Annotated in this window: 11 protein-coding genes; 3 read left to right on the top strand and 8 right to left on the bottom strand. The window is 68.9% G+C overall.

Annotated elements, in window-relative coordinates:
* Positions 1 to 216: 216 nt before the first annotated feature.
* The 3 genes from ACWIHT_RS26460 to arc all read right to left on the bottom strand — a co-directional run bounded on the left by ACWIHT_RS26460 (position 217) and on the right by arc (position 4,114).
* Positions 217 to 435: a ubiquitin-like protein Pup gene (locus tag ACWIHT_RS26460; RefSeq protein ID WP_399001160.1), complete on the bottom strand. Its 219-nt coding sequence runs from the start codon at positions 433 to 435 to the stop codon at positions 217 to 219.
* A gap of 155 nt (positions 436 to 590) precedes the next feature.
* Positions 591 to 2,102, bottom strand: coding sequence for a depupylase/deamidase Dop (dop, locus tag ACWIHT_RS26455; protein WP_456170748.1), 1,512 nt, complete (start codon positions 2,100 to 2,102; stop codon positions 591 to 593).
* 245 nt (positions 2,103 to 2,347) lie between these two features.
* A complete protein-coding gene (gene arc, locus ACWIHT_RS26450; protein ID WP_456170747.1) occupies positions 2,348 to 4,114 on the bottom strand; it encodes a proteasome ATPase in 1,767 nt (588 codons plus the stop codon).
* Between the two features lie 386 nt (positions 4,115 to 4,500).
* Between arc and ACWIHT_RS26445 the strand changes: the two genes are divergently transcribed.
* Positions 4,501 to 4,806, top strand: a complete 306-nt coding sequence (locus tag ACWIHT_RS26445) for a ferredoxin (protein WP_328686559.1) — start codon at positions 4,501 to 4,503, stop codon at positions 4,804 to 4,806.
* A gap of 28 nt (positions 4,807 to 4,834) precedes the next feature.
* Here the strand turns inward: ACWIHT_RS26445 and ACWIHT_RS26440 are convergent, their stop codons facing one another.
* From ACWIHT_RS26440 to ACWIHT_RS26430, 3 genes are all read right to left on the bottom strand, one after another.
* Positions 4,835 to 5,419, bottom strand: a complete 585-nt coding sequence (locus ACWIHT_RS26440) for a hypothetical protein (protein ID WP_456170746.1) — start codon at positions 5,417 to 5,419, stop codon at positions 4,835 to 4,837.
* Positions 5,420 to 5,653: 234 nt separating this feature from the next.
* A complete protein-coding gene (locus ACWIHT_RS26435) occupies positions 5,654 to 6,562 on the bottom strand; it encodes a tRNA (adenine-N1)-methyltransferase (RefSeq protein ID WP_456170745.1) in 909 nt (302 codons plus the stop codon).
* Between the two features lie 50 nt (positions 6,563 to 6,612).
* Complete coding sequence (locus ACWIHT_RS26430; protein WP_456170744.1) at positions 6,613 to 8,715, bottom strand: site-2 protease family protein; 2,103 nt, start codon at positions 8,713 to 8,715, stop codon at positions 6,613 to 6,615.
* Positions 8,716 to 8,890: 175 nt separating this feature from the next.
* On the opposite strand from ACWIHT_RS26430, the gene ACWIHT_RS26425 reads away from it, so the two are divergent.
* Both ACWIHT_RS26425 and ACWIHT_RS26420 read left to right on the top strand, forming a co-directional pair.
* Positions 8,891 to 9,868, top strand: a complete 978-nt coding sequence (locus ACWIHT_RS26425) for a RecB family exonuclease (RefSeq protein ID WP_456170743.1) — start codon at positions 8,891 to 8,893, stop codon at positions 9,866 to 9,868.
* 228 nt (positions 9,869 to 10,096) lie between these two features.
* Entirely contained in the window at positions 10,097 to 10,768 is a 672-nt protein-coding gene (locus tag ACWIHT_RS26420) for a response regulator (protein WP_019066105.1), read from the top strand.
* Between the two features lie 189 nt (positions 10,769 to 10,957).
* Here ACWIHT_RS26420 and ACWIHT_RS26415 read toward each other — a convergent pair whose 3' ends face one another.
* Both ACWIHT_RS26415 and ACWIHT_RS26410 read right to left on the bottom strand, forming a co-directional pair.
* A complete protein-coding gene (locus tag ACWIHT_RS26415; protein WP_456170742.1) occupies positions 10,958 to 12,556 on the bottom strand; it encodes an ABC transporter substrate-binding protein in 1,599 nt (532 codons plus the stop codon).
* Positions 12,557 to 12,971: 415 nt separating this feature from the next.
* Entirely contained in the window at positions 12,972 to 13,670 is a 699-nt protein-coding gene (locus ACWIHT_RS26410; RefSeq protein WP_200709378.1) for an HAD family hydrolase, read from the bottom strand.
* Positions 13,671 to 13,886 lie beyond the last annotated feature (216 nt).

Below are 13,886 nucleotides of genomic sequence, written 5' to 3'. Positions count from 1 at the left end.
CTGAGGACAGCGCTTGTGTCCGCGCGGCACCGGCACCTTGGCACGGACCGTCTCACCCTTTGCCTCCTGGCGCTGCCGGTAGTACTCCGCAGAGCACTCTCGGCAATACGCCTGGAGACCGTGACGCATGGCCTTGTTCTTGGCGAAGGCCGCCCGCGGCAAGATCCGATCGCACCGCGGGCAGCCTCTCCCGTTCGCCAATTCGGACACTGCGCCCTATTCGCCACCCTTCTGGACAAATGACCGAACGAAGTCCTCCGCGTTTTCTTCCAAGACATCGTCGATCTCGTCCAGAACCGAGTCGACATCGTCGCTCAGCTTCTCGTGGCGCTCCTTGAGGTCGTCGGTCGCCTGTGCTTCCTCGACCTGCTCTTCGACCTCCTCCGTGGAGCGCGTCGCCTTCTGCTGTCCGCCGCCGGTGTCCTTGGTCGCCATAACCCTCACCCCGCTCGGTTCGACGTTCTTGATCAGACCCTACTTGCAGGGACTGACATCGGCCCCGCAGTTCCTACAACGTACGGCGGCCACCTCGATGATTCCCGGCCACCGGACGTTCCACCCTGTCCGGAGCCCCGGACCGAAGGGTCCTGTCAGCCGCCCGACAGGACCCTGACCAGGTCTTCCGCCGTACGACAGCGGTCCAGGAGCTCCTTGACGTGATTACGCGTTCCGCGAAGCGGTTCCAGGGTTGGGACGCGCTGGAGCGAGTCCCGGCCCGGGAGGTCGAAGATCACGGAGTCCCAGGAGGCCGCCGCGACGTCGTCGGCGTACTGCTCCAGGCAGCGTCCGCGGAAGTACGCACGCGTGTCCTCCGGGGGCGTCGTACGCGCCCGTTCGACCGCGTCCTCGTCCAGCAGCCGCTTGATGCGGCCACGGGCCACCAAGCGGTTGTAGAGGCCCTTCTCGGCCCGTACGTCCGCGTACTGGAGGTCGACCAGCTGGAGCCGGGCCGCGTCCCAGTCAAGGTCGTCCCGGCGCCGGTAGCCCTCCATGAGCTCCAGCTTGGCGACCCAGTCCAGCTCGCCGGCCAGGCTCATCGGGTCGTTCTCCAGGCGGTTGAGCGTGTCCTCCCAGCGGGCGAGGACGTCCTTGGTCTGGTCGTCCGCGTCGGAGCCGTAGCGTTCCTCGACGTACTTGCGGGACAGCTCGAAGTACTCCATCTGGAGCTGGACCGCGGTGAGTGTCCGGCCGCTGCGGAGGGTGACCAGGCGCTTGAGGGTGGGGTCGTGGGAGACCTGGTGGAGGGTGCGTACCGGCTGGTCCACGGCCAGGTCGACCGCGATGAAGCCGTCCTCGATCATGGAGAGGACCAGGGCGGTGGTGCCGAGCTTCAGATACGTCGAGATCTCGGAGAGGTTCGCGTCGCCGATGATCACGTGCAGGCGGCGGTACTTCTCGGCGTCCGCGTGCGGTTCGTCGCGGGTGTTGATGATCGGGCGTTTGAGGGTGGTCTCCAGACCGACCTCGACCTCGAAGTAGTCGGCGCGCTGACTGAGCTGGAAGCCGTGCTCGTGTCCGTCCTGGCCGATGCCCACGCGGCCGGCTCCGGTGACGACCTGTCGGGAGACGAAGAAGGGCGTCAGGTGGCGCACGATGTCCGAGAAGGGGGTCTCCCGCTTCATCAGATAGTTCTCGTGCGTGCCGTAGGAGGCGCCCTTGTTGTCGGTGTTGTTCTTGTAGAGGTGGATCGGCTGGGCGCCCGGGAGTTGGGCCGCGCGCTCGGCGGCCTCCGCCATGATGCGTTCGCCGGCCTTGTCCCACAGAACGGCGTCCATGGGGTTGGTGACTTCGGGGGAGCTGTACTCCGGGTGTGCGTGGTCGACGTAGAGGCGCGCGCCGTTGGTGAGGATGACATTGGCGAGGCCGATGTCCTCGTCGGTGAGCTGGGTGGAGTCGGCGGCCTCCCGGGCGAGGTCGAAGCCTCGCGCGTCCCGCAGCGGATTCTCCTCCTCGAAGTCCCAGCGGGCCCGCCGGGCCCGGTGCATCGCCGCCGCGTAGGCGTTGACGATCTGGGACGAGGTGAGCATGGCATTGGCGTTGGGGTGGCCGGGGACGGAGATCCCGTACTCCGTCTCGATGCCCATTACTCGCCGTACGGTCATGCGGCCCTCCTTGCCCGGCGGCGCCCTCGGTCGGGGGCGCCGCTCAAGTACCGCTGGCGCTCCGGTGCGTGTGCGGTGCCCGTCCCCGCACTGCGCGACTCGGCGGTACCGAAGAGCCTAGAACGGCTTTGCGCTGGTGGGGAGATCATTTGCGTCATTGCCTTGCGCGCCCCTTGTCGCGGTCATGGCCTGAAAAACAGTTGGCTGCGGGTACCCGCCTAGGGCACCCGCAGCCACCCTGCTTTTTACAGGTACTGACCGGTGTTCGCCACCGTGTCGATGGAGCGTCCGGTGTCGGCGCCCTGCTTGCCGGTGATGAGCGTACGGATGTAGACGATCCGTTCGCCCTTCTTTCCGGAGATCCGGGCCCAGTCGTCCGGGTTGGTGGTGTTGGGCAGGTCCTCGTTCTCCTTGAACTCGTCCACGCATGCCTGGAGGAGGTGGGAGACGCGGATGCCCTTCTGCTTGTGGTCGAGGAAGTCCTTGATGGCCATCTTCTTGGCCCGGCCCACGATGTTCTCGATCATGGCGCCGGAGTTGAAGTCCTTGAAGTAGAGGACCTCCTTGTCACCGTTGGCGTAGGTGACCTCCAGGAAGCGGTTCTCCTCGGATTCCGTGTACATGTGTTCCACGGCCGTCTGGATCATGCTGGTGACGGTGGTGGTCTTGTCGCCGCCGTGCTCGCCGACGTCGTCGGGGTGGAGCGGGAGGCGCTCGGTGAGGTACTTGCCGAAGATGTCCTTGGCGGCCTCGGCGTCGGGACGTTCGATCTTGATCTTCACGTCCAGGCGGCCGGGTCGCAGGATGGCGGGGTCGATCATGTCCTCGCGGTTCGAGGCGCCGATGACGACCACGTTCTGTAGGCCTTCCACGCCGTCGATCTCGGCGAGCAGCTGGGGGACGATGGTGTTCTCCACGTCCGAGCTGACACCGGATCCACGGGTGCGGAAGAGGGATTCCATCTCGTCGAAGAAGACGATGACGGGTGTGCCCTCGCTGGCCTTCTCTCGGGCACGCTGGAAGACGAGGCGGATCTGCCGCTCGGTCTCGCCGACGTACTTGTTGAGGAGCTCGGGGCCCTTGATGTTGAGGAAGAAGCTCTTGCCGGTGGCCTGTCCGGTGACCTCGGCGACCTTTTTGGCCAGCGAGTTGGCGACGGCCTTGGCGATGAGCGTCTTTCCGCATCCGGGGGGCCCGTACAGCAGGACGCCCTTGGGCGGCCGCAGTTCGTGCTCCTTGAAGAGGTCGGGGTAGAGGTACGGCAGTTCGACCGCGTCGCGGATCATCTCGATCTGGCCGCCCAGACCGCCGATCTGCTCGTAGCCGATGTCGGGGACCTCTTCGAGGACGAGTTCCTCGACCTCGCTCTTCGGGACGATCTCGTAGACGTAGCCGGAACGGGGTTCGAGCAGCAGGGCGTCGCCGGGGCGGATGGTGATGTCCAGCAGTGGCTCGGCGAGCCGTACCACCCGCTCCTCGTCGGTGTGCCCCTGTACGAGGGCGCGTTCGCCGTCCTCAAGGATCTCCTTGAGGGTGACGATGTCGCCGACGCGCTCGTACTCCATGGCCTCGACCACGTTGAGCGCTTCGTTGAGCATTACTTCCTGGCCGCGGCGGAGCTCTTCGAGATCCACGCTTGGGCTGACGTTCACCCGGAGTTTGCGGCCGCCGGTGAAGATGTCCGCGGTGCCGTCCTCGTTGGCCACGAGGAAGACTCCGAAGCCGGCCGGTGGCTGTGCGAGCCGGTCGACCTCTTCCTTGAGGGCCACGATCTGGTCGCGGGCCTCACGGAGCGTGTTGGCGAGTCGCTCGTTCTGGGCGGACACTCCGGCCAGATTGGTCTGCAGCTCGACGATCCGCTCTTCGAGAATCCTCGTGTGTCGCGGAGAGTCGGCGAGCTTACGTCGCAGGACGGCGATCTCCTGCTCAAGGTAGGCAATCTGCCCGGACGGGTCGTCGGACCCTCGTCCCGGGCGGATGCCGCGGTTCATGTCGTCGTCGTGGGCTGCCACGGTCCTCACCTCCTCCAAGGGGAGCTGGACGCTTCCAGACCCTACCTGGGTGGGTGTCGATTGAAACCCCTAGATCACAAAGACTGTCAAGGTGTGTCGTCGGTCACCCTGCGCTCTCCCTCGTGCCGTCTGAATACCCACTCAACGTGATTCAGAAGCCGACTGTTCCAAGGGTGGGTCGGTCAAAATCCTTCATGGGGGACGTGAGTTGCCGTATCGGCGGGTTCGTGGCCCGGCGAAATCCCGCCGGGGCGCCCCCTGACGGAGAGTGTCCGGGCGGACGGTGCCCGTCATGTCGTGGCGTGAAACCAGGGTTCTCCAGGAAGTGTCGCCCGGGGGTGCGGAGGTAGGGTCGAAGTGTTCAACACCCGGCGGAAGCAGGAGAGATCACCGTGCAGGACGAGGCCGCGGCCGACGGCGAGGCGCTGGAGGTCTGGATCGACCAGGACCTCTGTACCGGCGACGGCATCTGCGCCCAGTACGCCCCCGAGGTCTTCGAGCTGGACATCGACGGGCTGGCCTATGTGAAGAGCCCGGACGACGAGCTGTTGCAGGACAAGGGCGCCACCACGCTCGTGCCGCTGCCGCTGCTGGTCGACGTGGTGGACTCCGCGAAGGAGTGTCCTGGCGACTGCATCCATGTGCGCCGGGTCGCGGACCGGGTCGAGGTGTACGGCCCCGACGCGGCCTGAGGGTCGTCGGGCCGGTGGCTCGGGGGCGTCAGACGCTCTGGGTGTTGCCGGGCGTGGAGCGGACGAACGTGTCGTTCTTCCACTGCCACTTCGCGCTCTCCTTGACGTCCGGGCAGCAACTGGGCACGTCCTGGGTCGAGTAGCCGAGCATCGTCGCGAGTACGGCGCCGTCGCGTACGGCGAACTCGGTGACCGTCTCCCGGGCTTTCGGCGCGATCAGGGTGGCCACCACGCGCGGCTTGGTGGCGTGGGCGGCCTGGGTCAGGACGTAGACGCCGTCGGGCGGGGTGCCCATGCCGGCGTCGCAGTGGACGACGGCGACCGTCTCGGGCCTGCCGTCGCCGTCGAGGTCGCCGGAGGCCTGCTTCTGGACGACGGCCTTCTGGGGACCGCACTGGATGGGGAAGTCGACCCCTGTGGTCGCGGGGGCCGGGGCGGTGGCGAGCGCGGGCTTCGCCTGCGGGCCGGAGGCCTGGGCGGCGCGTGCCGAATCGGGCTGAAGGACCGAGGAGAGTGCCACGACGGCGGCGAGTGCCGTGGCGGTGGCGACCCAGTGGATGGGCCGGGTGTTCGTGTGTGCCAGTTCCAGTTCCGGGACGGCGGAGTGCTGCACTAGGAGTGTCTCCTGTGAGGGCTGTGCCGGTGGGGGTGGCCTGCATGGTGCCACACGTCACAATGCGGGGGAACGGCGGGGTCGACAGTTCGTTCGCGTGATCACACGGGAGGGTTCTTCCGCTGTGGCGGTACGTCAGAAGACAGACGCCGTGGCCGGGTTCCGGAGGTGTTCCGGGAACTCGGCCACGGCGTTCGTGCGTTGAGTGCGGCACAGGGCCGCCGGGGATTCGGCTCAGCGGCCGGTGGCACCGCCGCCGTCGGCGTTCGGGCCGGTGTAGTCGTCGCCGTAGGCGCCCTTGGAGGGGCGGCGGCGGCGCATGGGGGGCTCGACGCCGTCCGCGAGGCGGCGGGCGGTGAGGAGGAAGCCGGTGTGGCCGATCATGCGGTGGTCGGGGCGGACGGCGAGGCCCTCGACGTGCCAGTTGCGGAGCATCGTCTCCCAGGCGGTCGGCTCGTTGAAGGAGCCGATCTCGCGGATGGACTCGACGGTCCGCGCGAGCTGGGTGGTGGTCGCGACGTAGCAGCACAGGATGCCGCCGGGCACGAGCGCCTTGGAGACGGCCTCCAGGCACTCCCAGGGGGCGAGCATGTCCAGGATGACGCGGTCGACGTCCGTGTCGGACAGGTTGTCCTGGAGGTCGCCGACGGTGAGCTGCCAGGCGGGGTGCGGGCCGCCGAAGTAGCGTTCCACGTTCTGCTGGGCGATCTCGGCGAAGTCCTCGCGGCGCTCGTAGGAGTGCAGCATGCCCTGGTCGCCGACGGCGCGCAGCAGGAAGCTGCTGAGCGAGCCGGAGCCCACGCCCGCTTCCACGACGCGGGCGCCGGGGAAGATGTCCGCGAAGGACAGGATCTGCCCCGCGTCCTTGGGGTAGACCACGGCGGCGCCGCGGGGCATGGACAGGACGTAGTCGGGGAGCAGGGGGCGCAGCGCGAGGTAGGCGACGTTTCCGGTGGTGCGGACAACGCTGCCCTCGGGTGCGCCGATCAGCTCGTCGTGCGGGAAGGAACCCTTGTGGGTGTGGAAGTTCTTCCCCGCTTCGAGCGTGAACGTGTAGTGGCGGCCCTTGGGGTCGGTCAGCTGAACCTGGTCCCCGACCTTGAAGGGCCCGCGCCTGCGGGCGGCACCGGTCGGTTCGGACATGTGACCAGCCTACCGGCGTTTGCGGGGGCCGCCGACCACGCGCGCGTGCCTCAGTTGGGGCGGGCCATGGCCTTCACGAAGGCGCGCTCGACGTCGGCCGCGGACAGGACGCCGTAGATCTCGCCGGTCTCCTCGACCACGAGGTATTCGGTGGCCGGGGTGGCGCGCAGGGTGTCGAGGAGGTCCTCGCCGGCGAGTTCCGCGGAGACGCGCATGCCTTCGGTGAGGTCCTGGGCGAGGCCGCTGACGGAGACCCAGGGGCGGCGGTGTTCGGGGACGCCGACGATGGCCGCCTCACGGACGAGGGAGAGCGGTTGGCCGTCGGCGTCGACGACGACCAGGGCGCGGGCGCCGGCGGCGTTGGCGCGGCGCAGGGCCTCGGAGAGGGGCGTGTTCGTCTCGACGGGGACCGCGCGGCGGGTGAGGTTGCGGGCGCGGAGGTCGGGGAGGTGTTCGCGCAGGCGGGCCATGCGGAGGCTGTTGCCGGCGCCGGTCCAGATGATCGCGGCGAGGATCGCGGCCAGGAGGGCGTCCGTGACGGTGTCCATGCCGCTGATGTCCTCGGTGTTGGTGCCGAGGGCGCCGGTCTGGGTGAGGAGCGGGAGGCCGATCAGGACGGAGACGGCGAGGGCGCGGCCGACCCAGGCGGCGGCGATCGTGCCGCTCATGGGCCTGCCGGTGATCTTCCAGACGACGGCGCGGAGCATCCGGCCGCCGTCGAGGGGCAGGCCGGGCAGGAGGTTGAAGGCGGCCACGATGAGGTTGGAGACCATCAGGCCGGCCAGCAGGACGCCGGGGACGGTGCCGGGTTCGACGGGCAGCATGGCCAGGTAGAAGATCCCCGAGAGGATGAGCGAGAGCAGCGGGCCGACGAAGGCCAGCACGAACTCCCTGCCGGGGGTCTCGGCCTCCTTCTCGATCTCGGAGACACCGCCGAAGAACTGCAACTGGATGCGGCGGACCGGGAGTTTGAAGCGGAGTGCGGCGACGGTGTGGGCGAGTTCGTGCACCAGGACGGAGCCGTAGAAGGCGACCGCGAAGAAGAGGGCCACGAGGTATCGGGCGGCGCCGAGTTCGGGCAGCACGCGGTCCAACTGGCCGCCGAACACCCAGGTGATGAGCGCGGCGACGAGGAACCAACTGGGCGCCACGTACACGGGCACCCCGAAGGGCCGCCCCATCAGCAGCCCCCCACCGGGCTCCTTGGGGCGCTGCGGGGGGCGTCCCTTGGGCATGGCGGTACCGCCGGGGCGGGCGTCGGGGGACGTGGGCGCGCCGGTGTGAGCGTGCGCCTCCGTGTGGGCGTGGGGGCGGTCGGGGGCCCGGTCGGCGTGCGGGGTGTCGTGGGGAGCGGTGGCCTTGTCGGGGGTGCCGGTCGCGGTGTCGGTGTCCGTATCGGTGTTTGGGGTGGGGCTGGTGGACGGGGTGGAGGGTGTACCGGATACCGGCGCCGACGGGGCGTTGTCGGCGGAGGAGTCGACGGACTGCGTGCCGGTTTCGGACGCGGGTGCGGCCTCGTGGGGGGCGGAGCCGGTGGACGGCCTGGCCGATCCTGGCGTCGACGGGCCGGCGGGCGGGGCGGAGCCTGCGGAGGGCGTGCCCGAACCCGGCGTCGACAGGCCGTCGTGCGGGGCAGGACCGGTGGACGGCTTACCGGAAACCCCCGTCGGCGTGCGGTCGGGCGGAGTGGAGTCGCCGGACGGCGCGCTCGGACCCGGGGTCGACGGGCCGTCGTGTTGGGCGGAGTCAGTGGAAAGCGAGGCGGAGCCAATGGTCGGCGTGGGCGATTCCGGTGCCGAGAGGTCGTCCTGTGGGGCGGGGGTGGTCGGTGGCGTGGCCGGTCCCGGTGGTGGGTCGGCGGTGGCGGTGGGGCCGGGCGGGCGTGTCGGCTCGTTGGGGTGCGTCGGTGTCGGCCCGGACGGAGTCGGCGTCTCCGAGTGGTTGGGCGTGGTGGTCGGCTTCGCGTGGTTCGTGGACGACGTGTCGGGGTCCTCGACGTGCCGGATGGGCCTCTCGGTGCCGTTGTGGGGGGTGTCGTCGTGTTTCGGTTCCGGGGTGCCGGGGTCGGCGGCCGGGGTCGTGGCGCCCGTGGCGTGTTCGGTCGGCTCGTCGTTGCCGGACCGCGGCTGTGCGCTGCCGCCGCTCTCGTCCACGGTGTCCCCTCGTTCGAAGCGTCCTCCGCGCCAGCCGGGCGGAGGGGTCTCGGGTCGATGGTATGCGGCGGTCGCGACGCGTTCCGCCCCGGCACCCCCCGTGTTTCCCCGGCTGTCGCGGGCGCGTCGGCCGGGGGCGGGTCACTGTCAGTGGCGGGCCGTAAGGTCTGTGGGCATGGAGACGAGTGCGGAGGGCGTCGCGGGAACAGTCGGCGACGAGGGCGCGGCGGCGGGGCCGGGCGTGGTAGCGGCAGTGGAGGCGGGGACGGCGGGCGTGGTCGAGCGGGTCGCCATAGCGCCCGCTTCCCTGTCCCCCTCGCGTGCCAGCGACTTCATGCAGTGCCCGTTGCTGTACCGGTTCCGGGTGATCGACCGGCTGCCGGAGAAGCCCAGCGAGGCGGCGACTCGCGGGACCCTGGTGCACTCGGTCCTTGAGCGGCTCTTCGACGCGCCGGCCGCCGAGCGTACGGCGCCGCGTGCGAAGTCGCTGATCCCGGCGCAGTGGGACCGGCTGCGGGAGACCCGGCCGGAGGTCGTGGAGCTGTTCGCCGACGATCCGGAGGGCGAGCGGTTGGCGCGCTGGCTCGGGGAGGCGGAGCGGCTGGTGGAGCGCTGGTTCTCCCTTGAGGATCCGACGCGGCTGGAGCCGGCCGAGCGCGAGATGTTCGTCGAGGCCGAGTTGGACTCAGGGCTGAAGCTGCGCGGGATCATCGACCGGGTCGATGTGGCGCCCACGGGTGATGTGCGGATCGTCGACTACAAGACGGGCAAGGCGCCTCGGCCGGAGTATGCCGAGGGCGCGCTGTTCCAGATGAAGTTCTACGCGCTGGTGGTCTGGCGGCTGAAGCAGGTCGTTCCGCGGCGGCTCCAGTTGGTGTATCTGGGCAGCGGGGACGTGCTGACCTACGACCCCGTCCTCGCGGATCTGGAGCGGGTGGAGCGCAAGCTGCTCGCGCTGTGGGAGGCGATCCGGCTGGCCACGGAGACGGGCGAGTGGCGGCCCCGGCCGACCAAGCTGTGCGGCTGGTGCGACCACAAGGCAGTGTGCCCGGAGTTCGGCGGCACTCCCCCGCCGTATCCGCTGCCGGTGCGGGTGGCCGAAAGCGTTTCGGCCGAAGGCCCGGCAGCGGACGGTGACTCCACAGGGGGCTAGGCGGCAGCCGACGCCGCTTCGGCCCACGAGGCGACGGCACAGCGGCCCGTTCCGGACCATCCGCGAAATCAGCGGTCCGCTCCGGCACCTCCCCCGAAGTCAGCGGCCCACTCCGACGCCGCCCCCGAAGTCAGCGACCCGGGCCCTCCCCGTGGGCCCCGTCGGCCCGGTCGGGTAGTCGCCTGTCGCGCAGGGCAGAATGGGCCCGGGCTAGCGAAGGAGACTCACGTGGCCATCCGCGTCCTACTTGTCGACGACCAACCGCTGCTGCGCACCGGGTTCCGGATGATTCTGGAGGCCGAGCAGGATCTCGCGGTCGTCGGTGAGGCCGGTGACGGTCTACAGGCGCTCGACCAGGTGCGGGCTCTACAGCCCGATGTCGTGCTGATGGACATCCGTATGCCGCGGATGGACGGGGTGGAGGCGACGCGGCAGATCACCGGTCCCGGGCGGGACGGCCCGGCGAAGGTGCTGGTGCTGACCACCTTCGACCTCGACGAGTACGTGGTGGAGGCGTTGCGGGCCGGTGCCAGTGGCTTCCTGTTGAAGGACGCGCCGGCGAACGAGCTGGTGCAGGCGATCCGGGTGGTGGCCGCCGGCGAGGCCATGCTCGCGCCGAGCATCACGCGGCGGCTGCTCGACAAGTACGCCGGTCATCTGCCGTCCGGTGACGAGCCGGTGCCGGACGCCCTGCACACGCTGACCGAGCGTGAGGTCGAGGTACTGAAGCTGGTCGCGCGCGGGCTGTCGAACGCGGAGATCGCCGCCGATCTGTTCGTCAGCGAGACCACCGTCAAGACGCATGTGGGGCACGTCCTCACCAAGTTGGGCCTGCGGGACCGGGTGCAGGCGGCGGTGTACGCGTACGAGAGCGGGCTGGTGCGCCCCGGCGCGCAGTAGACGCCGTAGCACGTAGTAGACCGGGCACGAGCGGTACGAGCGGAGAGGGCGCCCCTTCCTGACAGGGGCGCCCTCTCCGTGTCTGCGGGGCGAGTTCGGCTCTTGCCGAGTCAACAGGCCAGTGGCCGACCCCGCCGCGATGGGCGGGACCGGCCACTGGTGGAACTTGCTTACCTCGCTGTCAGGCGGTCAGACTCCGCGGCCGAGCTCCCACAGTTGCAGGGTCGAGGAGGAGTTGAGCGCGTACGCGGTGCCCGTGATGTCGTCGCGGGCGGCGACGTACTGCTTGCCCTGCCACAGCGGGATCAGCGGGACGTCGGTGGCGACGATGTCCTGGATGGTGGTGAGGCTCTTGGCGGCGGCGAGCCGGTCCGCTTCCTGACGGGACTCCGGGATCAGGGTCTTGATGATCTCGGAGTTGTTGTACGGCAGCTTGAGGAAGTTGTCCGTGTCGAGGAACGGCGCGAGGTAGTTGTCGGCGTCGGGGAAGTCGGGGAACCAGCCCATGCCCCAGACGTCGTACGAGCCCTTGCGCTCGGCCGGGACGAACGTGGACCAGGGCTCGCCCTTGATCGTGACGTCGAACAGGCCGCTGTTGTTGAGCTGCGACCGCAACTGCTCGAACTCTTCCTTGGTGGCCGGGCCGTAGTGGTCGGTCGTGTAGTGCAGCGTGAGCTTCACCGGGGTGGTGATGCTGGCCTTGGTCAGCAGGGACTTGGCCTTGGTGACGCTCGGGTCGCCGTACTTGTTGAAGAACGAGTTCGAGTGGCCGGTGATGGTCGCGGGGACCATGGAGTAGAGCGGCTCGGCCTCGGTGCCGTAGACCTTGGAGACGAGTTCGCCGCGGTCGATGAGCTGGGCCATCGCCTCGCGCACGGCCTTCGTCTTCACGCTCGCGGCGTCCGTGTTGAAGGCGAGGTAGCGGATTTCGAGGCCGGGCATCTCGACGAGGTCGATGTCGCCGTTCGAGTCGTCGCCGAGCTTCTGGATCTGCTCCGGCGACATGGTGCGCGTCATCACGTCGATGTCGCCCTTGCTCAGCGCGGTGCCCATGGAGGTGGCGTCCGCGAAGGAGCGCATCTCGACCTTGCTGTTGTTCACCTGCAGAGTCCCCTTGTAATTGGGGTTCTTGGTGAACGTGGCCGTGGTGATCGCGTCGTCCTTCTGGGCGACCGAGAGCGTGTACGGGCCGGAGCCGTCCACGCTGAAGCCGTCGCGCAGCTTGTCCTTCTCGTAGTCGTCGGGGTTCACGATGCCGGCGACCGGGGTGGACAGCTTGTACGGGAAGGTGGCGTCGGCCGTCTTCAGGTGGAAGATGACCTCGCGGTCGCCCTGGGTCTCGATGGTGTCGACGGTCGACAGCAGGGCGAACACACCACTGTCGGCCTTGATGCGCATCGCGCGGTCGATGGAGTACTTCACATCGGCCGCGGTGATCTTGTCGCCGTTGGCGAACTTCAGACCCTCGCGCAGGGTGCAGGCGTAGCGCTCGCTGCCGGTGTCGGTGAAGCCGCACTTCTCGGCGGCCTCGGGGACCGGGTCACCCTCGCCCTTGGGCTGGATCATCAGGGTCTGCACGGTCTGGCGCAGGATGTTCCAGGTGCCGACGTCGTAGGCGTAGGCGGGGTCGAGCGGCGCCGGAGCGTCCTTCGTCGCCTCGAACCGGTCCGTGGTGCCGACGACTATCGCTCCGCCGCCGGAACTTCCGCTGCCGGAGCCGCCACAGGCGGCGAGCACCGGCGCGAGCAGGCCGACGACGGCCGGCAGCACCAAAGTCTTGCGGTTCATGCTCGAAGTTCTCCAGAGCTGTTCGATTCCGTGTACCCGGCATGCATAGGGTGGTGACGCCGATCACGGGGGCATAGGGCGATGTTCTCGCCTTGAGATTAGTCCGGACCCGCACAGGGGTTCGCGGCCACCGTAGTTGAGTTCCCATCACGCTGCGGAACCGGCTGTGGACAGACCGAAAACCCGCCGGCGGAAGGATTGGTTCAGCGTTTCACCAATCGGGACACAACGGTGCGTGATCGGCCTCAGAAATGGGGTGAACAGCACAGGACGGCCGCTATGTCGACCGCCGTACACGTGGGGAACCTCACACCCTCAACTCGGTTGGAGAGCGCTGGAATTCGACCGGTCGACCGGGTGTGAATTCCTTTCCCATTGGAGTTTGCACGCTCGGTGAACGGCTGACGCATTTCCGTCATCGGTCGGTCATCAGTCCCCGCAGAAATGCCAGGTCGACGACTTCCAGCGAGGTCACGACAGTGCGCCGGGCGGCCGGTGCGATGGGCTGCACGGACGGTACGGCGACCACCAGACAGCCCGCGGCCTCCGCCGCCGCGACACCGGTCGCGGTGTCCTCCACGACCGCGCAGCGGGCCGGGTCGACGCCCAGGCGGGCGGCGGCGAACAGATACGGGTCGGGGTGCGGCTTGGTGCGCGCCACCTCGTCGCCGGCGACCGTCAGCGCGAAGTGCTGCGGGCCGAGCGTGGTCAGGACGCGGTCGATGATGCGCCGGTGCGAGGCGGAGACCAGGGCGGTGGGGATCTCGTACTCGGAGAGCTCGGCCAGGAGTCTGGCGGCGCCCGGCATCAGCGGCAGGGCCCGCCCGATGCGGTCCTCGAAACCGGCGTTGAGCAGGACGGACAGCTCGGCGAGGGTGATGTCGGCGCCGGTCGCCTCGATCAGGAAGCCGGCGCTGCGGGTCATGGGGCCGCCGACCACGACATGGCGCCAGGAGTCGTCGAGGGTGTGTCCGAGGGCGCCGAAGACCTCGACCTCGACGTCCCACCAGAAGCCCTCGGTGTCCACCAGGGTGCCGTCCATGTCGAGGAGAACGGCCTGAAGCGCGGAGCCTTCGGCCGTACGGGTTCCGAGCGCGGGAACCGTGCTGGTCATCCTGGCGCACCTCCTTGAGGGACGATCAGGCCGGCCGCCTCTTTTTCGCAGAGAGGCGACCGGCCTGCGGTGGACCGACCAGTGTACGACTTATCCGATCAACGCGCTTGTACGTTCAGCGCGCGTTGAAGTATTTGGCTTCGGGGTGGTGGATGACGATGGCGTCTGTGGATTGTTCGGGGTGGAGCTGGAATTCTTCGGAGAGGTGGACGCCGA

The organism is Streptomyces sp. NPDC002276 (genome assembly GCF_053891435.1).
Note: the sequence above shows the minus strand (reverse complement) of the source record. Positions and strands in the feature narration are given on the sequence as shown.